Below are 23,697 nucleotides of genomic sequence, written 5' to 3'. Positions count from 1 at the left end.
TGACTGGATCAAGGTTTTCCCCAGGCGTACCCCGTGTACGACGCCACGTGTCGCCGGTCGGCCCGCTGTCCGGTGCTCTCTCCCGCCCCTGGCCGCACGCCTGTTCGTGCTCGCCCTCGCGCCCCCGCCGTACGCCTGCCGTATGCCTGACGTATCCCTGTGGCTCCACGAGCTGCCGCCGTCCCGTAACCCCCGGGCGTTACGCTGCGCACGACCTCGATCCTCAGCCCCTCAATCCGCCACCGCGCCGTGGTCCCGCCGGCCGGTGCACACCCATTTCTTGGACGGCGTAGCACTTCATGTCTTGGTTCGAATCTTTCATCCTCGGGCTCGTCCAGGGGCTGACCGAGTTCCTCCCCATCTCCTCCAGCGCGCATCTGCGCCTGACGGCGGCCTTCGCGGGCTGGCACGATCCGGGCGCGGCGTTCACCGCCATCACCCAGATCGGTACGGAAGCGGCCGTCCTGATCTACTTCCGCGAGGACATCGCCCGCATCATCTCCGCGTGGTTCCGCTCCCTGACGAACAAGGAGATGCGCGGTGACCACGATGCCCAGATGGGCTGGCTGGTGATCGTGGGCTCGATCCCGATCGGCGTGCTCGGCATCACCTTCAAGGACCAGATCGAGGGGCCCTTCCGTGATCTGCGACTGATCGCGGTCACGCTGATCGTGATGGGCATCGTCCTCGGTATCGCCGACCGTCTCGCGGCCCGTGACGAGACCGCCGCCAGGCACCGGGCCGTCAAGGAGCGCAAGTCGCTCAGGGATCTGGGCGTCAAGGACGGTCTGATCTTCGGTTTCTGCCAGGCCCTGGCGCTGATTCCCGGCGTCTCCCGCTCGGGCGCCACGATCAGCGGTGGCCTGCTGATGGGCTACACCCGCGAGGCGGCGGCCCGCTATTCGTTCCTGCTCGCGATCCCCGCCGTGCTCGCCTCGGGCGTCTTCGAACTGAAGGACGCGGGAGAGGGCCATGTGTCGTGGGGGCCGACGATTTTCGCCACACTCGTCGCATTTGTGGTGGGATACGCCGTTATCGCGTGGTTTATGAAATTCATCACGACGAAGAGCTTTATGCCGTTCGTGATTTACCGGGTCCTGCTCGGGATCGCGCTGTTCGTGCTGGTCGGTACGGACACCCTGAGCCCGCACGCGGGTGAGTCGGCGGGCTGACGGACACCGGCCGGGGAACGGGCCACGAACGGCCGGGCGGCGGGCCGCGAGTAGTCAGGTATGAGTCAAGTGTGAGCAAGGACGCGCCCAGAACGGTGTTTCGGCGCCATTACAGCCTCTAGGGTTGTCACATGTCCTTCACTTCCGCATCCGCTTCCTCGGCATCCGGTGCCGTAGCGGCCAATGATCGGATCCGCGCGCTCGTCGACGCGGCCGACGGAACGTGGCCTGCCGAGGCGTACGAAGTACTGCTGCTGGAGTGGGCCGCGGCCCTTCAGGACGACATCGACGAGGCCGCCTAGCGAACCGGTCGGCGGCCCCGGTCACTCCTTTCTTGTCGGCCGCCCTTTCATTCTTCTCCGGCTCCCCCCCTCCCGGCGATGGCCTCGGGGCCCGCGTCAGCGCACGAGGGAACGTGCGACGCGGAACCCCACGTCGTCGATCCGGAAGGTCGGGTGGCTGCGGCGCCGCACCGAGGCCCGGCAGCTCCAGCGCTCGTCGAACCAGCCACCGCCGCGCAGCACCCGGTAGGTGCCGTAGACCTCGGCGTCGTAGGTGTCCCAGCACCACTCCCAGACGTTGCCGAGCATGTCGTACAGGCCCCACGCGTTGGGCTGCCTGCCGCCCACGTCGTGCACGCGTTCCTGCGAGTTGCCGCGATGCCAGGCGATCTCGTCCAGCTCTCCGTACCGCGCGCCGGTCGTCCCGGCCCGCCCCGCGTGCTCCCACTCGGCCTCGGTCGGCAGCCGGTACCCGTCGGCGGACGTGTCCCAGTCGATCCCCTCGGCGTCGGCGTGGAGACGGTACGCGGGCGTCAACTCCTCGCGCCGGGACAGGTCGTTGCAGAACCGGACCGCGTCCAGCCATGAAACACCCTCGACCGGCAGCCGGTCGCCCCGCGCGGTGCTCGGCCGCAGGCCGGTGACCTCCGCGTACCGCGCCTGGGTGACCGGGACCGCCGCGAGCCGGTACGGCGCGAGTTCGACCGGCCAACTGCGCCGCGTTCGCCGGTCCGACAGCGTCACCTGCCCCGGCGGTATGGCGATCATCTCGTTCTTCGCGCTCACATCCATGGGCAGATGATCACACGCCGTTCGTGACCACCGCTCGTGGTTTGCGGGGCAACGTAGCGCCACAGACCCCTTGTTCGTGGCTGTTTCGTCCAAGCGCCCCGCCGTCGGCGCATGAACGAGAAGGTGGGGAGGTAGAGATCGCAGCGCGTACACGTGGCCTGGGTGGCGCACCCCGAGGAGAGGGATTCGGCCGATGGCGTCAGCGAACGGCAGGGGCACCGGATGAACGGCACGGATTCCAGCGGCGCCACGCGCGCGAGCGAAAGAGAGGACGCCGAGCGGTTCATCGGCCTCTCCGTCGCGCTGACAGGCTTCGACGCCACCGAACTCGCGGAGACGGGTATGGCGGAGATCTACCGGGCGACCGTGCTCCGGGAGGCGGGCACCCTGTCGTACGGCAGGCTGGTCGCGGCACTGACCGACGCGGCGTGCCTGTCCGAGGTCCTGACGAGCGAGGACGGGGAACTGGTCGAGCTGGCGCGGGCGGTGTGTCACCTCTGGTACCTGGGCGTCTGGCCCGGACTGCCCGAACACGGCTTACCCGGACAGAACATGACGACACGTCATTCCTCTTACGTGGTGTCCGAGCGCTCCTACGCGGAAGGCCTGGTCTGGCGCTGTCTCAACACCCACGCACCGGGGACCGGGGCGCCCGGCCACGGCTCCTGGGCCCGGCCACCGTCGGGTGTGCCGACCGAGAGCGGGGCCCGGTGACCGGCGGACGGAACAGCGGACAGGACAGCGGGCCGAACGGCGAAGAGCACTTCGACGCGATCGTGGTCGGGGCGGGCATCGCGGGATCGCTGCTCGCGAAGCGGCTGGGCGAGCGCGGCTGGCGGGTGCTGGTGCTGGAGGCCGGCCTGGGCGACGGCGACCAGGGTCATGAGCGGGCGGTGGACGTGGACCGCTACCGGTCGGCGCCGGCGAAGGTCCCCGGTGCGGCGATCGCGCGCAATCCGCTCGTCCCGTCGCCCGACGTGCCGGACCTCGGCGGCACGCCCGGCGGTGGATACCGCGCCGACGGGTACTTCGTCCAGAACGGCCCGCTCCCCTATTCGAGCGGCTATCTGCGGGTCAACGGCGGTACGGGCACGGCCTGGACGGGCCTCACTCCGCGGATGCACCCGGAGGACTTCCGTACCGCCGGGCTCGGGTACGGCCGCGACTGGCCCATCGGCTACGACGAGTTGGAGCCGTACTACCGCGCAGCGGAACGCGAACTCGGCGTGGCCGGTGACCTGGCCGAGCAGCGGGAACACGTCAACCTGCCCTTCGCGGAGGGCTATTCCTTCCCGCACCGTCCGGTCCCGGCCAGCCACCTCGACCGGATGCTGGCCGAACGGCTCGACGGACAGCACGTCCAGGACCCGTCGCAGCCGCACCCGACCGCACTGCGGGTCGTGGGGACGCCTCAGGCGCGCAACAGCTCGGCCACCGACGAACACGGGCCCGTCTGCGAGGGCAGCGCGAGTTGCATCCCCATCTGTCCCACCGGGGCGAAGTACACACCTCGGCGCACCCAGGACCGCTGGGCCCCTTCCGTCACCCTGCTCACCCGCGCCGTGGTCGACCGGGTCCTCACGGACGCCACCGGCCGGATCACCGGCGTCGAGTACCAGCGGTACGACGGCCCCGCGCGCCCCGCCGCCGTCACACGGGGAACGGTACGCGCGAGCGTTGTCGTACTGGCCGCCCACGCGATCGAGAACGCGCGGCTGCTGCTCGCCTCCGGCCTCGCCAACTCCAGCGACCAGGTCGGCCGGAACCTGATGGACCATCCGGTCCTGCTCACCTGGGGCCTCATGCCGGAGCGGACCGGCCCCTACCGAGGGCCGGGGTCCACCTCCGGCCTGGAGGGGTTCCGCTTCGGACCGGCCCGCGCCGTCCGCGCGCCCTTCCGTGTCGAGATCGGCAACTGGGGCTGGGTGTGGGCCGTCGGGCCACCCGACCACGAGGTCGCGAGCATGCTGCGCCAGGGGGACCCGGCGGCGCCCGGCGGCCGGGGCCTGTTCGGCACGGCGTTACGGCAGGCCCTCGGGGACCGCGTCGGACGCCAGTTCGCGCTCCAGTTCGAGATGGAGCAGAGCGCCGACCCCGCCAACCGCGTCACCCTCGACCACCGGCACCGTGACCCGCTGGGCGGTCCGCGCCCCGTCCTGACGTACGACGTGTCCGACCATGTGAAGCGGGGCATGGCGGCGGCCAAGGCGGTCTCCGACCAGATCTTCGCCCTCGCCGGGGCGGAGGACCACAGCCGGTACGAGCCGGGGCCGTTCCAGCCCGGGTGGTTCGAGTTCGAGGGCAGGCCGTACGCCTACCGGGGCGCGGGCCACGGCGCGGGCACCCACATCATGGGCGCGCGCCCGGCCGATTCCGTCGTCGACTCCTGGCAGCGCTGCTGGGACCACCCCAATCTGTACGCCGTGGGCTGCGGCAGCATGCCCTCCCTCGGCACCTCCAACCCGACGCTCACCATGGCCGCGATCACCCTGCGCAGCGCCGAGCGGATCCACCGCGACCTGACCGGGCTGCGCGACGCGGTGCGGCTGCGGTCCCCCGCGACAACCGCGCGGCCCGGCCCCGCTCACGGCTCCGGCCGGGGTTCCGGCCACGGCCCTGTCCACCGTCCCCTTCACGGCCCGACCGAGGGTCCCGTCCGAGGAGAGTCCCGCCCCATGGCCCATGACCTCACGCTGCCGCCCGTCACGGCCCCGTACCAGCTGCCCTTCCACTACGGCGCCCTGCACAACATCGGTCTGGACTACCTGGTCGACCCCGGCCCGGTGCGCGACATGCTCGCCAAGCGCCATCCCGACCTGACCGCCGCGGACTTCGGCGGCCGGGCGTGTGTCACCGTCAACTACCAGCTGTACTTCGCCCAGTATCCGAACGGCGGCGGCATCACCCAGGAGATCGAGTACAGCATCATCGCCCACCCCACCGCGAGCGGCGACCGCCTCGCACGCCTGTCGTACGAGGAGTTCGCCCAGGGCTTCGACCAGACCAAGCTGCTCGGCATCGCCCGGCTGCATGTCCTGTGCGACAACCCGCTGGCCATCGAGGCCGGCACCCTGCTCTTCGGAGAGCCCAAGTACCCGGCGTGGTTCGAGTCGGTCATGCCCTCGCCCAACGGCCCGGCCGGCGACGACACATGGACCGTCACTTGCAAACAGGCCGCGCTCACTCCGTCCGGTGACGGTCTCGACCGAAGGGAGTCGACGCTGTTCTCGTTCGAGGCCGATCTGAAGGGGCTGCCCCGTCTTCCGGTCAACAACACCCCGATCACCGGCTACGGCACCGACCCCACGGGCCGCCCGCTGGCCGGCCCGCTGAACGTCTACCAGCCGTACCAGTACCTGCCGTTGGCCGACGGCGCGGCCGAGCGCGTGCGGCTGCGTGTCCACGACGCGTCGTCGGAGATCGGCACCGACCTGACCACCCTCATCGGCGACGCTCCGGCCGCCGGGGCATGGACGTACCAGTCGCCTCCGGTCGCCGCTCACAACCGGCCTTACTACGTACCGCGAGCGGACTGAGACCGAGGCGATACGCGACGGGCGCTTCCCGATCCGTGGCCGCGAGCCGGGCCCGTACGGCATCGGGAAGCGCCGTGATGTGCGGTCAGAGGTCTCTTTCGCCTGCCACCGCCTCCGGTCGCGGTCCGGTCTCCGGCGGCAGGTCCGGGGCGGGGCTCGAAGCCAAGGCCGAGGCGGCCACCAGGACTTCGCCGCCGCCCCGGGTGACCCGCGCCAGCCACCAGGTCGTGACCAGGCAGATCGCGGCCAGGACCCCCAGCACGACGGGCACCGCCCGCACGCCCGACAGTTCGATGGCCTTGCCGAGCGCCGGTCCCGCCGCCACACCCCCCACCATCGACGCGGCGATGACCAGGGCGCCCCCTCGCCGGGCGGCCGGAACCGCGCGGTTCAGCCAGGGCAGCCCGGTCGGGAAGATCGGTGCGATGAACAGACCGACACCGGCGTACGCGTACGGCGCGAGGCCCGGGACCACGGCCAGCAGCAGGCATACGGTCATGCCCGCGCAGCTCACGATGATGATCGCCGGCTCCGACCAGCGCAGGGTCAACGGCGCGACCAGGAACCGTCCCACGGTCATCATCAGCCAGTAGACGGAGGTGGCGGACGCGGCGACGGCCGTGCCGTAGCCCACCGTCTCCAGGTGGGTGGGCTCCCAGCCGCCCACGCCGGCCTCCACACCGACATGGAAGACGTACAGCAGGACGAAGGCCCCCAGCAGCGGGCCCGTCCGGCGCGTCCTGGACGGGCCCGGCCGGGCCGCCGTGGTGGTTCCCTCCGTGATTCCTGCGGCCGCGTCCACGGGCGGGGCCTCGCGGTCCCGTACCCCTCGCAGGGAGAACAGCAGCGAGGCGGCGAGAACGGCGAAGCCCGCGAAGACGGCCGGATAGTGGTCCGCCCCGAGCAGGCCGATCACCGCGGGTCCGGCGATCGCGCCGATACCGAAGTGCGCGTTGAGGATGTTGAGCATGGCGGGGCTGCGGCGTCCGAAGCCGATGGCGAAGAGCTGGTTCAGCCCGTAGTCGATTCCGCCGAAACCGAAGCCGGTCACCAGCGCCGCCAGGAGGGCCAGTGGCCAGTTGGGGGCGAGGGCGAAGGTCAGGCTGCCGACCGCCATGAACGAGTAGGAGGTGCCGAGCAGCATCCGGTTGCCGACCCGGCCCTGGATCCGGTCGAAGGCCAGCACCCCGACGACGCCGCCGATGAAGTGAGCGCTCAGGCCGAGTCCCGCCCCGGACGGCGAGAGGCCGAAGTCCTTCCGCAAGGCGGGGATGGCGGGTCCGTACAGCGACTGGAGCGCGCCGATGAGGACGAATCCCACGCAGGAGGCGACCACGGCCGACGGACTGAACAACCGCTCGCTGTCGGCTGGTTTCCGCAGGCGGTCGGGGGCTCTGCTCATGAAGTCTCCGGTTCGAAGTGCGAGGAACGGCGAGGAACGGCGAGGAACGGCGAGGTACTGCCGAGATACGAGGACAGGGGACGGGGTTGCCCTGCATGTCTGTTCAGTCCTTGCCGGCCCCTTCGATGAAGCGGGTGGCGATCTCCTGGGCGAACGCCATGATCGTCCCCTGCGGGCTGATACCGGTCCCGCCCGGCAGCACACTGGCGTCGCACAGCCGCACGTTCCGGTATCCGTGGGGCCTGCCGAGTGCGTCGCACACACCGCCCCGGCCCACGAGGCCCATGCGGCAGGAGGCCATTCCGTGCACGGACACCAGCTCCCAGTCCGCCGGGGTGACCCGGGCGCAGAACTCCTCGACGTCGAGCATGTCGCGCAGCGGTCCGGCCGTGGCGACCGGCGGGACGAGTTCGACGGCCCCTGCCGCGAACAGCAGTCGTGCGGTGTCGTGGAAGGCGGTACGGAGTGCCGCGTGGTCGGCGGCCGTCATCCCGTGCCGCAGGAGTGTGCCGCCCAGCGGGGTGGTGAGGCGGGCGTGTCCGGCCGGCCGGACCTGAGTGGTGAACACCCCCAGCCGGTCGATCTGTTCGAGCAGCCGCTCGACGGTGCCCGGCCCGTGCGAGGCGAGGGCGGCGGCCAGGCCGCCCGGGGTGACGTTGGACGGCATCATCAGCACACCGCCGTGCGTGAACTCCTGTACCTGGGCGGTGAAAATGGTGCCCTCGCGGGCCCGGACGTCCTCGTCGAAACGGGCGACCGTACGCAGGTTGACGTGCAGGGCGATCTCACGCCCCGCGCGGTCCGGGTGGATCCGGCTGCGTTGCAGCAGCGTCGGCGTACCGAGCGGTCCCGCGGCCACGAAGAGCGCGCGCGGCCGGTAGAGCGACCGGCGGCCGTGGCTGTCGACGGTGAGGACGCCCCGTACGTCACGGCCGTCGTGCTGGATCCGCAGGGCGCGCGTGCCGGGGACGATCTGGGCGCCGAGTGCCTCGGCCTCGGGGAGGTAGCTGAGCGCCATGCTCTGCTTGGCGCCGCTGACGCAGCCGGTGGTGCACCGGTTGCGGTGGGCGCAGCCCCGTACGGCGCGCCGGGCGTGCTGCCAGCTCCAGCCGAGCTTGTCCGCGCCGGCGGCGAGCAGCTCCGAGTCCCGGTTGCCGTCGCCGTGTTGCTGGGTGATGACGCCGAGGCGCCGGGTGATCCGTCGCAGATGGGGGGCCAGGTCCTGGGACCGGTAACCGTCGATGCCCGATGCACTCGCCCAGTCGTCGAGCAGTTCGGGTGGTGGTTCCCAGAACAGGCCGCCGTTGACGACGGTGGTTCCACCGACGCAGCGGCCCTCGCCGTACGCGATGGTGGGGCGGCCGAAGATGGGGGTGAGCCCGCCCTGCCGGTAGAGCCGGCGCATGTTCTCGGCGGGGGTGGCGGCGGCCAGTTCGGCCGTGCCGACCCGGGGGCCTTCCTCCAGGACCGTGACGTGGCGCCCGGCCGCGGCCAGTTCCAGAGCCGCGGTGCCGCCGCCCGCGCCGGATCCGATGACGAGGACGTCGCAGTCGTGGACGGGCAGGTCACGGGCGCGTGTGCCGGGCCGGAGGAGTTCGCGGATCATGCGGTCCCCTTCTTCGGCCCGTCCTGGGGCATCTCCCGTACCGGCGGCGCGTCGTTTCGTACCAGCGGCGCGTCGTTTCGTACCGGCGGCGCGTCGTTTCGTACCGGCGGCCCGCCTCCGGGCCTCTCCCGTACCGGCAGCCCGTCCAGTGCTCCGTACAGGGCCAGTGTGGTGCTCGCGCGTACCACCTCGGCGAAGCCGGGGAGGGCTCCCAGACGGGCCATCCCCTTGCGGCCCGTCCGCGCCGGGGCGCGCTCCAGGCGCGCGCCGGTCACCAGCCGGAACGCCGTGGGCAGCAGGCGCAGTACGACGGTGAAGCCCAGGCGGTACGGCAACGGGAGGGTCTTCACGATGCTGTTGACATGCGTCTCGGCCGCGGCCGCCGCGTCCGGGTCGCGCAGGCAGCTGTACTGGCGTGCCCAGTACGCGGGCAGACCGCTCGCCCTCAGCGCCCCTCCGCGTGTCGGCATCGTGGGTGCGGTCGCGGTCGATCGCGTCGGGCGGGAGCGCACGGTCTGGGTCAGTCGCATCAGGTGGTCACCTTCTCCTTCACGAACCCGGCCAGGAGGCGGGCCGCGCCCTTGCTCAGTACCGCGTCGAGCGCGGTCAGGAAGGCGTCGGTCTCCACGGGCCCGGCGACCAGTGGCGGCGAGGCGATCAGGGCGATCCGCCGGTTGGAACCGAAGAAGGTCAGCACGCCGTGCTCCCGGTAGAGGGCGGCGATCACGGCTCCGGTGAGCAGCTTGGGCACCGCCTGCGGGTCCTTGGCGAGGGATGTCGGCAGGGCGGCCCTGATCCGGTCGGGAATTCCGGGCCCCTGGTTGAGGAACAGTCCGTGCAGCGCGCCCCGGCCGCGGGTACCGGTCACCAGTCGCGGATGGCGGGCCGCGATGTCGGCGAGTCCGGCTCCGAGTTGGTCGCCGAGCCGACGGGCCCGGCCGGGGAAGTCCTCCTCCACCGCGACGGCGACGGCCTCCAGCGCGGTGGCGGTCTCCTCGCCGAAGCCGTAGTAGGTGGTGCTGTGCAAGGTGGCGTCGCCGAGGTTGTCGTACGCCTTGCGGAAGACCGCTTCCCGGGCCACATAGCCGGAGATGGACGCCTTGCCCCCGCCGAAGGATTTCGACATGGCCACCACATCGGGGACCAGGCCGGGGTGGCGCATGAAGTGGAACAGCTCACCGGTCTTGCCCCAGCCGGTGTACACCTCGTCGAAGATCAGCACGATGTCCAGTTCGGTGCAGATCCGCCGTATCTCCCGCAGGAATTCCGGCGAGCACTCCCGCAGGCTGGACGCGCTGAAGGGTTCCAGGACGACCGCGTACACATCGCTGGTCCCGTCGGATCCCCGGTGCCGCTCCAGCGCGAGGGCGAAGGAGTCGAGGTCCCCGTAGGCGAACGCGTCGGTTCCGGGTATCTGCGGGAAGGGGAAGTGGATCTCGGGGGAGCCGGTCAGGCTGCCGGCGCCCAGCAGTTTGCCGTGGAAGGCGATGTCCGTGTGGAGGATCGTGCCCCGGTGTCCGGCGTGATATTTGTACGCGAGTTTGACGGCCCCCTCGACCGCCTCGCCGCCGGAGTTGGGGAAGTAGCTGATGTTCAGGTCCCCGGGCAGGAGGGTCGCGAGGTTGTGGCTCAGGGCCGCCACGTAGGGGGAGAAGAAGTTCTTGTGCACCTCCATCCGCCGCTCCCGCTGGAAGCGTTCGCGGACGGCGAGGATGCGGGGGTGGTTGTGGCCGTGGTTCAACACCCCCACGCCTCCGGTGAAGTCCAGGATCCGGCGGCCGTCCCGCAGGTGGATCCAGGCTCCCTCCGCGTGATCCACCAGGTCCCGCCCGAAGCCGAAGGAACCGATGAGCGACACCTGGCTGCGGCTGACGTGGTCGCGGTACAGCTCGTGGACCCGGTCGATTCCGAGGGACTCGCACTCGTCCAGTGTGATCAGGTCAGCCATGGTTCACCTCGTCGGCGCTCAGGTCCTGTCCGGTCGCACTTGTCGGATCAGCCCGGGGCGTGCGGGGCGGTACGTCGCAAGGCGCCGGGGCGCCCGGAGGGTGGTTTCCTGTGGGCGTTTGGGCAACGCGGTGAGGTGGCGTGCCAGGGCCAGGCGTTCCGGGCCCGGCAAAGATCGGCCGGACAGGGCCCAGGTGGCGCAGCCGGTCGGCGATGAGCCGGGCGGCCGAACGGCCGTCCCTGACGGCGTAGTTGGTGCCTCGGTCCTCGGGGAAGACCTGCGCCATGCTGGCCAGATAGAGCCCCGGCACCCGGGTCCGCAGCGGTGGCATCGTCTGCGAGTAGCCGGGCGTGATCACCGGCTGGGCGTACTCCGCGCGCCAGACGTGATAGTCCTCGACCCAGCTCCTGTCGAAGCCGGGGAACATCCGGCGCAGGTGGGGAAGGCTGTATTCGAAGACCTGCTGGTCCGTCATCCGGTACAGCTCGGCGTCGGTCGGCAGGTATTTGGACAGATAGACCACGTGCCGTCCGCCGTAGCGGGAGGGGTCGTCCATGTTGGTGTGTTCGATGACGCCCACGTAGGGGAAGGTCGGGTCGTTGACGTTCAGCCAGTACGTCTCGGACAGGCGGCGGTTGTTCTCCAGCACCAGGCAGACGTTCGCCAGATAGGGCACCTGCCGCAGCTGGCGGTTCAGCGCGGGGACCGCCGGGTGGCCGCCCTCCGGTCCGGACAGCAGCTCGGCGGCCGGCGCCGGAGCGGTGGTGACCAGCACCTGGCGGGCGGGGTGGAACCGGCCGGCGGCGGTGACGCCCGACACACCGTCATGATCGGTGTGTACGGTCTCGGCCGGCGCGTCCGTGACGATGTCCACGCCCAGTTCGGCCAGCCGCTTGCGCAGCGCCGTCAGCAGCGCCTCGCTGCCGCCGCGCAGGTAGTAGAGCGTCTCGCTGCCCGATTTCGTCCGGCTGCCGCCGCGCAGATGCAGTTTGGTCCACATCCAGGTCGCCCCGACCTGTGGTGCGTACGAGCCGAACTTGCCTTCCAGCAACGGTCGCCAGACGATGTCGTACACCTTGCGGCCGCCCAGCGAGACCAGCCATTCCTCGGCGGTACGGGACTCCAGCTCGCGCCAGTTCCGTACCCGGCCCGCGCGCAGCGCCATCAGGCCGAGCCGCAGGCGGTCGAGGAGCGGCAGTGGCGCGAAGCGCAGGACGTCGACCGGCTTGGACAGCCGGTAGACGGAGTTCGCGTAATACATTCCGGTGCGGGTGAGGTGCGGCTCCATCAGGTCGGAGACTCCCAGCTCCGCGCAGAGTTCCAGCATGTCGTCGTCCGAGGCGAACCAGTGGTGGTAGAAGCGCTCCAGCCGCCGTCCTCCGACGTCGAAGCTTCCCGCCAGGCCGCCCACCTCGCTCTCCCGCTCCAGTACGCGGCAGCTGATCCCCTTCGAGGCCAGCTCCAACGCGGCGGCGAGGCCGGTGAATCCGGCCCCGACGATCAGTACGTCGAGGGGCTCCTCCGCCGCCCGGCCCCGCGCCGAACGGCCGTCCGCCGCGCGCGCTTCGGCCGAACCGGCCTCTTCTGGACGGTCGCCGTCCGGACGCCACTGTGCCGCCGCGCTCATCACGCCACCTCCTCGACGGCCGGTACCGGGGACGAATCCGCCGTCGGCACGCTGGCAGTCCGTTCGCTGATCACATAGGCGGGACGGTCCTCCACATACCGGAACACCCCGCGCAGGTACTCCCCCAGGACCCCGATCGCCAGGGTCTGGAACCCGAACATGGCCGCGGTCATCGCAGCCTTGGGGTCACGGCGCGAAACGGCGATGCCGCCGGCGCCGGCCAGCGAGACAAGGCCCAGGTAGGCGGGGGCCCGGAGCGGTACGGCCGAACCGGAGATGATGCCGCGCCGCGAGAGCGCCAGCATCTTGCGGAGCGTGTATTTCGACTCGCCCGAGGCCCGCGAACCGCGCTGATACTCCACGGCCGTCTCCGGAAATCCGGCCCAGCTGATGGCACCCCGGAGGAAGAGTTCGTTGTCACCGAGCCCCGTCAGCAGATCGACCACGTTCCTGTCGAGCAGCCTGAAATCCCCCGTGTCCAGCGCGACCGGGTGATCGGAGATCGCTTTCAAGATGCGATAATAAGCAAATGCGGACAGCTTTTTGAAGTAGCCCTCTCCCTCTCGTCCACTGCGCCTGGCGGACACGACGGGCCAGCCCTGCCGCCATAAGGAGACCATTTCCGGGATCAGTTCAGGAGGGTCCTGAAGATCCGCGTCGATGATGACGACGGCGTCTCCCACCGCTTCCCGCAGGCCCGCCAGGCAGCCTGCCTGGTGGCCGAAGTTACGTCCGAACCGCAACGCGCGTACGGACGGTTCCCGCGCCGCGAACTCCTGGATGACGGACCAGGTGCCGTCCACGCTCCCGTCGTCCACGTACAGCACTTCGTATTCCGCGCTCCGGTCGGAGCCGATGACACCTATGAGCCTGGAGTGCGTCTCCCGGAGCACGTCCTCCTCGTTGTAGCAAGGCAGGACGATACTCACCAGACGCGCATCATTCTTTCGTGCGTACACCTGACTGACGGACACGTGGCCTCTCCCAATTGACGATGGTGCGGAGGATGGCTCGTTTCCTCAGATCATACGAATCAGTCGGCGCCGACAGATCGCCGCTTTGTCGCATTCTTTCGCTGATCGCGCTTCATTTCGGAGCTTCACCCACGCCCGGATTCTCTGTCAACCCACCCCCAGCAATCGAGACAAACATCCGACAAACATCCCCGGCCACCGCGGACCTGCGCACCGCGGGCCGACCGGCCGCGGATCTGCGATGACTTACCCGGCGACAAGAGCGGCCCGTGGGTGAGAACAACTGGTTCCAGCCGACGGAATCAGGCGTTCCGCCCCATGACTTCACGCCCGCCGGGCCGATGGAACGCACACACCGGCCCGTCGGCCTCAATGACCGAAATCAATAGAGCGGGAATATTTCATGTTTGCCGAGCGGTCGGACCGGAAAGCAGAAGCCGACGCCGGGAAAGGCGTGGAGTCACATCGGAACTATTCACCGACACCACGCCCGCTCATCGGAATATAATTCCGGGTCACCGATAGGCGCACTAAGGGCTGTCCTGTAATCTCTTGTGGATCAGCGTGCGGCGTCAGATGCGGTGCATCGCAAGGCGGAGAGGCGTCCGCACACTGGATGTATGTGGACGTTCCGACAACGCGGCGAGGCGCCGTAGCTGTCGTCGTGCGCCCGCCGGGGATTGCGGGACAGCCCTTAGAGGTAACGCGCCCGGACCTGGCAGTGCGGCGGATCGTTCGGCAGGTCCGCGATGTCGGGCCGGCCCGGACTCACGGGCTCGTACAGCGAATCCATCGGAATGAGCGTGCCGCCCATCAGAGCCGCCGCCACCGCGAGCCCCGCCACCAGACTGGCCGACGCCCCGGCCGGCAGGGCGATCCCCACCACACACGCGGACAGCCACAACCAGGCGGTCAGCCGGGCCCCGTACGCGATGCGCCGCCTTCCCAAGGGAGCAGCCGGGAACACCCACGCGGCCTGTCGGCGCGCGAATTCACGCCGCCGGTTCTCGCTTCCCCGCACCATGACCCGTACCTCCCGGGAGCAGAGAGCGCACCACACGGCGACACTCTGCCGACGAGTGGAATCGACCGTCACCACCTGCTCCCGCGCCCAGTACGGCGCTTCGGATCCGTGGTAGCCGTTCACCCGTCTGTGCGCGACGCTGATACCGACCCTCTCCTGGCCCAGGATGACCGCCGCCCTCCGCCGCGATACCCACGTCGCCACCGGGCCGTGCGCCCCTCCCGGCGATGCTTGCCCGGTCGCGGTACCGGTCCGGCCTGACATACGTGACATACCCCCGGGGCAACACCCCACCCTCCGGAGCCCGCATCCGGCCGGTCTGCGACGGTGCGCCGCGCGGAAGTCGAGGACCGTACGAGGCTGCCGGGCACCGGCGAAAAACTCGTGCCGCGAGCGGCAACCTTTCCCGTGCGGGCGGCGACTAGGGGGCGAGTCGAGTCAATTCCCCCCACCCCCTGGAGGATTCCGTGCGGTTCAACGTCAGTTCGTACGAGGCGGCCCCGGGGCGCCCGCCAAGACCCGGGCGTCCGCGCGTCCTTGGCGGGGCGCTGGGTCTGCTCGCGACGGCCTGCGCGGTCGTCGCCGGCCTGATGACGGCGGCGTCCGGCTCGGCGCAGCCCGGGGATCGCACGGAGACGGCCGCTTCGCGGTCCGGCGGGCGTGCGGTGGCCGCCGCGCAGATGGAACAGCTCGACCGCGGGCTGGTCAGTGTGCACACGGGCAACGACAATCTGGTCAGCTGGCGCTGGCTGGCCACGGACGCGAACAACGTCACCTTCAACCTGTACCGCGGCTCCGCCAAGGTCAACACCGAGCCGATCACCACCACCAACTATCTGCACAAGGACGCGCCGAACTCCGCCGACTACACCGTGCGCGCGGTGGTGAACGGTTCGGAACAGGCCGCCTCCCCCAGCGCGATCCAGTTCCGCGCCGGCTACCTCGATGTGCCGATCTCGCCCCCCGCGGCCGGTTCGGACTACACGTACGAGGCGAACGACGCCTCCGTCGGCGACCTCGACGGGGACGGCGACCTCGACATCGTCCTGAAGTGGCAGCCCACCAACGCCAAGGACAACTCGCAGTCCGGGACGACCGGTAACACCATCGTCGACGGCTACACCCTCCAGGGCCAGCGGCTGTGGCGGATCGACCTGGGCCGCAACATCCGCTCCGGCGCGCACTACACGCAGTTCCAGGTCTTCGACTACGACGGTGACGGCAAGTCCGAGGTCGCGATGAAGACCGCCGACGGGACGGTCGACGGCACGGGCAAGGCGATCGGCAACGTCTCCGCCGACTACCGCAATTCCTCCGGTTACGTGCTCAGCGGCCCCGAGTTCCTGACGGTGTTCAACGGACAGACGGGCGCGGTGCGCAGCACCGTCGACTATGTGCCGGCGCGCGGTACGGTCTCCTCCTGGGGTGACGCGTACGGCAACCGTGTGGACCGCTTCCTGGCCGGGACCGCCTATCTGGACGGCAACAAGCCGTCGCTGATCATGGCGCGGGGCTACTACACCCGTACGGTCATCTCCGCCTGGGACTTCACCGGGGGCCAGCTCACCCGCAAGTGGACCTTCGACACCAACAGTTCCACGAACACCGGCAAGGGCTACGACGGCCAGGGCAACCACGCCCTGAGCATCGGTGACGTGGACGGCGACGGCCGGGACGAGATCGTCTACGGCTCGATGGCCGTCGACGACAACGGCTCCGGTCTGTGGACGACGAAGAACGGCCACGGCGACGCCGCCCACCTGGGCGACCTCGACCCGTCCCGGCCCGGTCTCGAATACTTCAAGGTCGACGAGGATTCGTCCAAGCCGTCCTCCTACTTCGCCGATGCCAGGACCGGCCAGGTCCTGTGGCAGACGGCGGCGAGCGGCGACAACGGCCGTGGCGTGGCCGCGGACATCTGGGCGGGCAGCGACGGCGCCGAGATGTGGTCGGCGGCCGACGGCTCGATACGCGACAAGTCCGGCGCCACCAAGGGCCGCAAACCGTCCTCGATGAACTTCCTGTCCTGGTGGGACGGCGACCCGGTGCGCGAGCTGCTCGACGGCACCCGTATCGACAAATACGGCACCGCCTCGGACACCCGGCTGCTCACCGCGTCCGGGGTGCACTCCAACAACAGCACCAAGGCCACCCCTTCGCTCTCCGGCGACATCCTCGGTGACTGGCGCGAAGAGGTCATCTGGCCGACCACCGGCAACACGGCGCTGCGCATCTACTCGACGCCCCACCTGACCGACCGGAAGATCACCACGCTGCTGCACGACCGGCAGTACCGGACGGCGCTGGCCTGGCAGAACACCGCCTACAACCAGCCGCCGCACCCCAGTTTCTTCATCGGCGACAAGATGCCCACGCCGCCGCGACCGACCATCACCACCCCGTAGTTCCCCCTCGGACGTTCCCCCTCGAATCACGTAGTTCTCACCCTCGGATCACAAGGAGCCACAGACATGACCGACCTCAAGGGCAAGAACCTCAAGCGAAGGCGCCGGTTGATCGCCGGCGGCATCGGCGCCATCGCCCTCACCCTCGGCGCACTCCCCTCCGGCCTGAACCTGCCCACCGCCGAGGCCGCCACCTGGCCGTCCGCCAACGGCAGCGAGGCGGTCGGCGCCACCAAGAGCATCAGTGGTTCCGTCGACGGTGGCATGAAGCGCTACTACGGCACCGGCGACCTCGGAGGCGACGGTCAGGGCGAGGGCCAGGACCCGATCTTCCAGCTCGCTGACGGCGCGACGCTGAAGAACGTCATCCTCGGCGCACCCGCCGCCGACGGTATCCACTGCGCCGGCAGCTGCACGCTCCAGAACGTGTGGTGGGAGGACGTCGGCGAGGACGCGGCCACCTTCCGGGGCACGGGCAAGACGTTCAACATCGTCGGTGGTGGCGCGCGCAAGGCCGCGGACAAGATCTTCCAGTTCAACGGCGGCGGCACCCTGAACATCTCCAACTTCTCCGGCCAGGACTTCAAGACCTTCGTCCGCTCCTGCGGCAACTGCTCCAGCCAGTACAAGCGCACGATCAATGTGACCAACACGGAGATCATCGCGCCGGGCAGTGTCATCGGCGGGATCAACACCAACTACGGCGACTCGCTGACCCTGCGCGGTATCAGCATCGTCGGGGACAGCAGCAAGAAGATCGTGCCCTGTCAGAAGTACATCGGGAACAACACCGGTGCGGAGCCGACGAAGAACGGCACCGGACCCGACAGCACGTACTGCAAGTACGCGGCCTCCGACCTCACCTACCGGTGAGCCGGTAACCCTCCCCCACGCGCGCGCCGCGTCCCCCTCGCCCGTCAGGGGCGGGGCGGGCGCGGCGCGCACCGTTTTCAAGGAGTCGGTACAAGGAGTGCGGCACAAGGAATCGGTACAAGGAGTGCTGTATCAGGGGCGGTTCACGATCCGGTGAGGCTGACACCGAAGACTTCGAGGATCCCGTACACACCGAGGAACACGATGGCGGCGCTGCTGATGCCGAGCGCCACCGTCAGCCAGGCGCTGCCGCGGAAGCGCTGTTCCACTCCGGTGGCCCGCAGCCGCCACGCGGCGATCACCACCGCGAGCAGGAAGACCCCGCCGCCGAGTCCGCCGACCTGCACCATCAGGACGGGCGACTGTACGAAGAGGAAGAGCGCGGCCCAGACGGTGGGCAGGCAGTACGTGAGGATCTGGATCGTACGGCGGCGGACCCGCACGTCCTTCCAGTCGACGACTCCGAGCAGCCCGAGGGTGTTGGTCCACAGGCGCGGCACACTCGCGGTGGAGCCGATGAGCGTCGAGAAGAGGACCGTGATGGCGCCGACGAGGAACACGTACTCGGCCCAGGGGCCCATGGTGTCGGTGTAGATGCGCGACAGTGTGCTGATCATCGAGTTGCCCTCGGGCACCAGCTTCTGCGGGTTCAGCACGGCGGCGCCGATGACATAGAAGGAGAGGGTGCACAGCGTGCAGATCAGCCAGCCCGCCGCGACGTCGAGGCGCATCACCTTCAGCCAGCCCTCGGCCCGGCGCGCCCGGTCCTCCGTGCCGTCGTCCGGGCCGGTCCAGCGGGCGTAGCCCTTCTCCAGGCACCAGTACGTGTACGTCGTCATCTCGTCGGCGCCGACCCCCGTGATGCCGAACATGGCGAGGGCGACTCCGGCAGTGCCGGCCGGGATGAGGAAGCTGAGCCCCTCGCCCAACTCGCTTGTTCCGTAACCGAATTCGGTGAGCGGGAGGCCGAGCGCGAGGCCCACGGTCACGAGGGTGAAGATGACGACCGAGGCGACGCAGAGGCGTTCCACCATGCCGTACTTGTTGGTGCCCAGCAGGGCGATGGCGAGCGCGGTGACGACAACGGCCCACACGGCCAGCGACCGGAAGCTCAGTGCCTCGCCGGTGATCGGCCACAGGATGGAGCAGGCGGCTGCGGTGCCGCCGATGATGCCGCCGCGCTGGAACATCTTGGCGAAGTCCATGCCGATCCAGAGCCAGTTGATCCAGCTCACGGGTCCGATGCGGGGGCCGATCTCGCGGTAACCCTCCAGCGCGGTACGGCCGTTGAGGATGGTCCAGCGGGCCAGTTCCATCTGGACCCAGACCTTCACCCCGGTGCTGATGATCACCAGCCAGAGCAGGGCGAAGCCGGCCTTGGCGCCGAGGGATGTGGTGACGATCAGTTCGCCGGACCCGACCACGGCGGCCGACAGGACGAATCCGGGGCCGAGGTGGCGCAACCGCCCGGCGAAGGCGGTCGGTGCTTCGCGGACGTCTTCGGCGCGCAGCGCGTACGGGTCGGCCGGCACGGTGGGCTCGACCGGGGTTCCCGGCATTGTCGGTGTCGTCATTTTCGGCATGACAGATCCTTGGGTTCGCCCGGCATCGTTGCCGGACACGGGAACAGGGAGGAGAGGGAGAAGAAAGAGGAGAGGGAGCAGAAAGGGGTGAGGGGAAGGGAAGGGTCAGCGGACCGGACGCAGCGGAGGCTTCCCCGCCAGGACCCGTACGACGTCCTCGGCGACCATGACGCCCATGGCCCGGTTGGCTTCGTGACTGCACGCCGCCATGTGCGAGGTGAGCAGCACGTTCGGCGCGGTACGCAACGGGCTGTCGCCGAGGGGCTCATGGGCGAAGGCGTCGAGTGCCGCCCCGCCGAGATGGCCGTCCTTGAGCAGAGAGGCGAGCGCCTCCTCGTCCACGAGACCACCGCGCGCGGCGTTTACCAGGAGCGCGCCGGGCTTCATCGACGCAAGGCGGCGACGGTGCAGGAGCGGGCCGGCGCCGGGGTCGGCGGGCAGGTGCAGGCTGACGATGTCCGCCTGTGCGAGGCAGTCGTCGAGGCCGCCGGGCCGCGCGCCCTGAGCGGCGATGTTCTCGTCACCTACGTACGGGTCGTGGGCGAGCACCGTCATGCCGAAGGCCAGGGCGTAGCCGGTGAGGAGCCGGCCGATGCGGCCGAAGCCGATGACGGCCAGGGTCTTTCCGGCGAGTTCCGGCCCGAACAGCTTCGGCCAGTCTCCGTCGCGGACCCGCTGGTGCGAGGCGGTGATACGCCGGGAGGCATCCAGGATCAGGCCGAACGTGAACTCGGCGACGGCCCGGGAGTTGCTGCCGGGCGCGCACACGACGGGGATGCCGCGAGCGTGGGCCGCCGCCAGGTCGATGGTGTCGACGCCGACCCCGTGCTTGGCGATGACCTTGAGCCGGGCCCCGGCGTCGATGACCTCGGCGGTGATCAGGTCCATGCCGACGACCAGCGCGTCGGCGTCCGCGACCCGCTCCAGCAGTTCGCCGCCGGGCAGGGCCGTGTCCTCGTACGGCCGCGACGGGCCCGCCCCGGCCTGTTCGAGGAGTACCCAGGGCTCGCGGGAGAAGCGCGCGAAGGTGGGAGTGGTGATGAGAGTGGTGCTCATACGGGGGTCTCCTGGTCCGCCGGGGCGGGATCGGGCGGAGGTACGCGGCAGAGGTGCTCGGCGGGAACAGTTGAAGGCCTGAAGGGTTGGCAGGCCTTAAAGACGTCGCGCCGAAAAGATGACATGCCTGCGTGCAGTGCGCAAGAGTTATCGCGCGTTGTGCGCAGTCTTTATCATCGTCTGCTGTCTAGGCCGCCCGCTTCGGAGCAACAGGACGCGGCTCGGACGCGCCACCCGGGGAGGGCGTCGACAAGCTGCCTCGCACCCCTGAGAGCCGTCACACCACAGGAGATTGCGCGGATCGCGCAGAAAAAAGAGATGCCGTGAGCGACTCCGCCGCCTGAGCCCGCCTCCCTCAAGCGGACTCAAGCAGGCTCAGGCGGACTCAGGCGGACTCAGGCGGCGTCTGCGCCCGGACGAGGGGTCAGTTCAGCGGCTTGTCGACGACCGCCTTCGCGTGGCTGAAGGTGTCGATCGAGTACTCACCGTGGTACCGCCCCATTCCGCTCGCGCCGACACCGCCGAACGGCAGCTCGGGCATGGCCAGATGAGACACGGGGAGCCCGAAGGTGAGCGCGCCGGAGGAGGTCTCCCCCGTGAGCCGCCGCTTGGTCTCCTCGGTCCCGGTGAACGCGTACAACGCCAGTGGTTTGTCACGGTCGTTGATGAACGCGATCGCCGTGTCGAGGTCCGGTACGGAGACGATCGGCAGGACAGGCCCGAAGATCTCCTCGCGCATCACGGGGGCGTCCGGCGGGACATCCGCCAGGACGGTCGGATCGATGTGGCGGGCCGCACGGTCGTGGCCACCGCCCAGGACGACACGTCCGTCACCGAGGAACGGGGTCAGCCGGTCGAAGTTGCGCTCGTTGATGATCTTTCCGTAGTTGGGATTGCCCGCCGGGTCCTCCCCGTACAACTCGTGGACGGCGGCGGCCAGGTGTGGCTCCAGCTCCGACGCCGCGTCACCGATGGCGAGGACATAGTCGGGAGCGACACAGGTCTGACCCGCGTTGGCGAACTTCCCGCGCGCGATCCGCCGCGCGGTGACCGCCAGGTCGGCGCCCGGCTCGACCACGACCGGGCTCTTGCCGCCGAGTTCCAGGGTGACCGGGGTGAGGTGCTGGGCGGCGGCGGTCATGACGATGCGTCCGACATTGCCGCTGCCGGTGTAGAAGATGTGGTCGAAGCGCTGTTCCAGCAGGGCGGTGGTCTCCGGGATCGCCCCTTCCACCACGGCCACCGCGTCGTTGTCGAGGTACCTCGGCACCAGCTCGGCGAGCACGGCGGAGGTCGCCGGCGCGAGTTCGCTGGGCTTGATGACGACGGTGTTGCCCGACGCGAGCGCACCCACCAGCGGAGCGAGGACGAGCTGTACGGGGTAGTTCCACGGGCCGATGATCAGCACCACGCCGAGGGGGTCCCATACCACCTGCGCCCCGGCGGGAAGGAAGGCGTCCGGGACGGCGGCGGGCTTGGGCCGCAGCCACTCCTCCAGGTGTGCGACCGTGTGGTCGAGTTCGTTGAGGGTGAACCCGATCTCGGCTCGGTACGCCTCGGCGGGGTTCTTGCCCAGGTCCGTGAGGAGGGCCGCCTGGAGTTCCTCGCTCCGCTCGGTGAGCAGTCCGCGCAACGCTTCGAGCTGTCCGAGCCGCCAGGAAAGCGGCTTGGTCCGGCCGGTGTTGAAGGTCGCGCGCAGCCGCGCGAGGGCGGCGGCGGGGGTGGCGGGGGTCATGGTCGTGCTCCTTGCTCGGCGGTGTGCGGCCGCCGTTCTCGGTGTGCCGGGTGCGGGCGGAATCTCCGTACGTCCGGCCTGCTCAACCACCGTATTACCTACCGGAACCGACACCTCGGCGGCGTTCGACTACACTCCCCCTGTGTCCAGTCCCGAGGCATCAAGACTCTAGCCACCGGCTCTCCGGTGGCCTCCTCGCGTTGTCGCGTCGCATTCCCCGCCCCCGCCCATGAGGCCACGGGCGCGGTCCCTCGCGATCGCTGAGCGCTGAGCGCTGCCACCGAACCGCCGTAGCGCGGGCTGTGTTCCACCACCGCCGAGTGGCGTCTTCGTGATGTCCCGGCCGTGCTGCCCGGCCCGCTCTGTCGATCTTCTCGATTCCTCACGTGGCTGCGGGAGTTCTGTCATGCCCTTCGCTCTGTACCTGCTCGGACTGGCGGTCTTCGCCATGGGAACGTCCGAGTTCATGTTGTCCGGCCTCGGCCCGGACATCGCACGCGACCTGCACGTATCCATCCCGGTCTCGGGGTATCTGACCTCGGCGTTCGCGGTCGGGATGGTCATCGGGGCGCCCCTGATGGCGATCCTGAGTCTGCGCTGGCCGCGACGTCACTCGCTGCTGTTCTTCCTGATCACCTTCCTGCTCGTCCATGTCCTCGGCGCGGTCACCACCAGCTTCGGGGTCCTGCTGGTCACCCGGGTCGTCGGGGCGCTGGCCAACGCCGGGTTCCTGGCGGTGGCCCTGGTGACCGCGACCGCGATGGTCGAGCCGAACGCCAAGGGCCGCGCCACCTCCGCCCTGCTCGGCGGTGTCACCATCGCCTGTGTGGCGGGCGTTCCCGCCGGTGCGCTGCTCGGCCAACTATGGGGCTGGCGCTCGGCGTTCTGGGCGGTGGCCGTCGTGTCGGTACCGGCCGTGTTCGCGATTCTGCGGGCGGTGCCGACCGGGACGGGCACTCCCGGCTCCGTCGGCTCCGTCGGCTCCGTCGGCTCCGTCGGGTCCGACGGCTCCGTCGGCACGAGCGCGCGTGAGGAACTGCGGGTCCTGCGCGGTCCGCGCCTCCTCGTGACACTGCTGCTGGGTGCCCTGGTGAACGGCGCCACATTCTGTACGTTCACCTACCTCACGCCCCTGCTCACCACCGTCACCGGACTCGGTTCCGGATGGATCCCCGCCCTGCTGGCGCTGTTCGGTCTGGGGTCGTTCGTGGGTGTCGCCGTGGGCGGCCGGATCGCCGACGTACGGCCGGTCCCGTTCCTGGTCACCGGCGGGGTGGCGCTGCTCGTCGGCTGGGTCGTGTTCGCGCTCACGGCCGGTCACCCGGCGGCGGCGGTCGTTCTCGTCTTCGTCCAGGGGGCCCTCTCCTTCGCCGTCGGGTCCACGCTGATCGCGCGGGCCCTCTACGCGGCGACCGGGGCGCCGACCCTGGCCGGCGGGCTCGCCACGGCCGCTTTCAACGTGGGCGGCGCGATCGGTCCCTGGCTCGGTGGAATCGGAATCGCGGCGGGGCTCGGTTTCCGCTCGCCCCTGTGGGTCAGCGCCCTGCTGGTGGCTCTGGCTCTGGTCACCGCGGGGGTGGCGCGCACGGTACGGATCCGGTCCTCACGCCGGGGTCAGGACCACTGTGCAGGGGCCGAAACCGCTCGCACTCGCCGGGCGTGACACCTGGGTAACCGGCATTT

Annotated in this window: 18 protein-coding genes; 7 read left to right on the top strand and 11 right to left on the bottom strand. The window is 69.8% G+C overall.

Annotated features, from left to right (window positions below; translation table 11 throughout):
• Positions 1–299: 299 nt before the first annotated feature.
• Together ACIOJD_RS12875 and ACIOJD_RS12870 are read left to right on the top strand one after the other, a co-directional pair.
• Positions 300–1,172 (top strand): undecaprenyl-diphosphate phosphatase, encoded by an 873-nt coding sequence (locus tag ACIOJD_RS12875; RefSeq protein ID WP_401911932.1) that lies wholly within the window; start codon positions 300–302, stop codon positions 1,170–1,172.
• Positions 1,173–1,303: 131 nt separating this feature from the next.
• On the top strand, positions 1,304–1,474 hold the full coding sequence (locus ACIOJD_RS12870) for a hypothetical protein (protein ID WP_401911930.1): 171 nt from the start codon (positions 1,304–1,306) through the stop codon (positions 1,472–1,474).
• 96 nt (positions 1,475–1,570) lie between these two features.
• On the opposite strand, the gene ACIOJD_RS12865 is transcribed toward ACIOJD_RS12870, so the two are convergent.
• Positions 1,571–2,245, bottom strand: coding sequence for a formylglycine-generating enzyme family protein (locus ACIOJD_RS12865; protein WP_401911928.1), 675 nt, complete (start codon positions 2,243–2,245; stop codon positions 1,571–1,573).
• Positions 2,246–2,467: 222 nt separating this feature from the next.
• Here ACIOJD_RS12865 and ACIOJD_RS12860 point away from each other — a divergent pair, with 222 nt between their 5' ends.
• Complete coding sequence (locus ACIOJD_RS12860) at positions 2,468–2,959, top strand: hypothetical protein (protein ID WP_401911925.1); 492 nt, start codon at positions 2,468–2,470, stop codon at positions 2,957–2,959.
• Complete coding sequence (locus ACIOJD_RS12855) at positions 2,956–5,781, top strand: GMC family oxidoreductase (protein WP_401911922.1); 2,826 nt, start codon at positions 2,956–2,958, stop codon at positions 5,779–5,781. Before ACIOJD_RS12860 ends, ACIOJD_RS12855 begins: the two co-directional genes overlap by 4 nt.
• Before the next feature lie 85 nt (positions 5,782–5,866).
• On the opposite strand, the gene ACIOJD_RS12850 is transcribed toward ACIOJD_RS12855, so the two are convergent.
• The 7 genes from ACIOJD_RS12850 to ACIOJD_RS12820 all read right to left on the bottom strand — a co-directional run bounded on the left by ACIOJD_RS12850 (position 5,867) and on the right by ACIOJD_RS12820 (position 14,566).
• Positions 5,867–7,183, bottom strand: coding sequence for an MFS transporter (locus ACIOJD_RS12850; RefSeq protein WP_401911919.1), 1,317 nt, complete (start codon positions 7,181–7,183; stop codon positions 5,867–5,869).
• 103 nt (positions 7,184–7,286) lie between these two features.
• Entirely contained in the window at positions 7,287–8,789 is a 1,503-nt protein-coding gene (locus ACIOJD_RS12845) for an FAD-dependent oxidoreductase (RefSeq protein WP_401911917.1), read from the bottom strand.
• The gene (locus tag ACIOJD_RS12840) at positions 8,786–9,319 is read right to left on the bottom strand and encodes a hypothetical protein (RefSeq protein ID WP_401911914.1); all 534 of its coding nucleotides are present in this window, start codon (positions 9,317–9,319) and stop codon (positions 8,786–8,788) included. Before ACIOJD_RS12840 ends, ACIOJD_RS12845 begins: the two co-directional genes overlap by 4 nt.
• A complete protein-coding gene (locus tag ACIOJD_RS12835; RefSeq protein ID WP_401911912.1) occupies positions 9,319–10,737 on the bottom strand; it encodes an aspartate aminotransferase family protein in 1,419 nt (472 codons plus the stop codon). The genes ACIOJD_RS12840 and ACIOJD_RS12835 overlap by 1 nt, the downstream gene beginning before the upstream one ends.
• A complete protein-coding gene (locus tag ACIOJD_RS12830; protein ID WP_401911909.1) occupies positions 10,730–12,364 on the bottom strand; it encodes an FAD-dependent oxidoreductase in 1,635 nt (544 codons plus the stop codon). The genes ACIOJD_RS12835 and ACIOJD_RS12830 overlap by 8 nt, the downstream gene beginning before the upstream one ends.
• Positions 12,364–13,293, bottom strand: a complete 930-nt coding sequence (locus tag ACIOJD_RS12825) for a glycosyltransferase family 2 protein (protein ID WP_401911906.1) — start codon at positions 13,291–13,293, stop codon at positions 12,364–12,366. The genes ACIOJD_RS12830 and ACIOJD_RS12825 overlap by 1 nt, the downstream gene beginning before the upstream one ends.
• Positions 13,294–14,032: 739 nt before the next feature.
• On the bottom strand, positions 14,033–14,566 hold the full coding sequence (locus tag ACIOJD_RS12820) for a hypothetical protein (RefSeq protein WP_401911902.1): 534 nt from the start codon (positions 14,564–14,566) through the stop codon (positions 14,033–14,035).
• A 386-nt stretch (positions 14,567–14,952) separates the two neighbouring features.
• On the opposite strand from ACIOJD_RS12820, the gene ACIOJD_RS12815 reads away from it, so the two are divergent.
• Together ACIOJD_RS12815 and ACIOJD_RS12810 are read left to right on the top strand one after the other, a co-directional pair.
• Positions 14,953–16,767: a rhamnogalacturonan lyase gene (locus ACIOJD_RS12815; RefSeq protein WP_401913850.1), complete on the top strand. Its 1,815-nt coding sequence runs from the start codon at positions 14,953–14,955 to the stop codon at positions 16,765–16,767.
• 66 nt (positions 16,768–16,833) lie between these two features.
• Positions 16,834–17,640, top strand: a complete 807-nt coding sequence (locus ACIOJD_RS12810) for a pectate lyase (RefSeq protein ID WP_401911900.1) — start codon at positions 16,834–16,836, stop codon at positions 17,638–17,640.
• Between the two features lie 143 nt (positions 17,641–17,783).
• Here the strand turns inward: ACIOJD_RS12810 and ACIOJD_RS12805 are convergent, their stop codons facing one another.
• From ACIOJD_RS12805 to ACIOJD_RS12795, 3 genes are all read right to left on the bottom strand, one after another.
• Entirely contained in the window at positions 17,784–19,214 is a 1,431-nt protein-coding gene (locus ACIOJD_RS12805; protein ID WP_401911899.1) for an Nramp family divalent metal transporter, read from the bottom strand.
• Positions 19,215–19,328: 114 nt separating this feature from the next.
• Positions 19,329–20,279 (bottom strand): phosphoglycerate dehydrogenase, encoded by a 951-nt coding sequence (locus tag ACIOJD_RS12800; RefSeq protein ID WP_401911896.1) that lies wholly within the window; start codon positions 20,277–20,279, stop codon positions 19,329–19,331.
• A 424-nt stretch (positions 20,280–20,703) separates the two neighbouring features.
• A complete protein-coding gene (locus ACIOJD_RS12795) occupies positions 20,704–22,014 on the bottom strand; it encodes an aldehyde dehydrogenase family protein (RefSeq protein WP_401911894.1) in 1,311 nt (436 codons plus the stop codon).
• 406 nt (positions 22,015–22,420) lie between these two features.
• Between ACIOJD_RS12795 and ACIOJD_RS12790 the strand changes: the two genes are divergently transcribed.
• Positions 22,421–23,677 (top strand): Cmx/CmrA family chloramphenicol efflux MFS transporter, encoded by a 1,257-nt coding sequence (locus tag ACIOJD_RS12790; RefSeq protein ID WP_401911891.1) that lies wholly within the window; start codon positions 22,421–22,423, stop codon positions 23,675–23,677.
• Positions 23,678–23,697: the final 20 nt, after the last annotated feature.

This window comes from Streptomyces sp. NPDC088116, assembly GCF_044741745.1.
Lineage (GTDB): Bacteria > Actinomycetota > Actinomycetes > Streptomycetales > Streptomycetaceae > Streptomyces.
The sequence above is the reverse complement of the archived record's forward strand: the minus strand, read 5'-3'. Positions and strand labels throughout refer to the sequence as shown.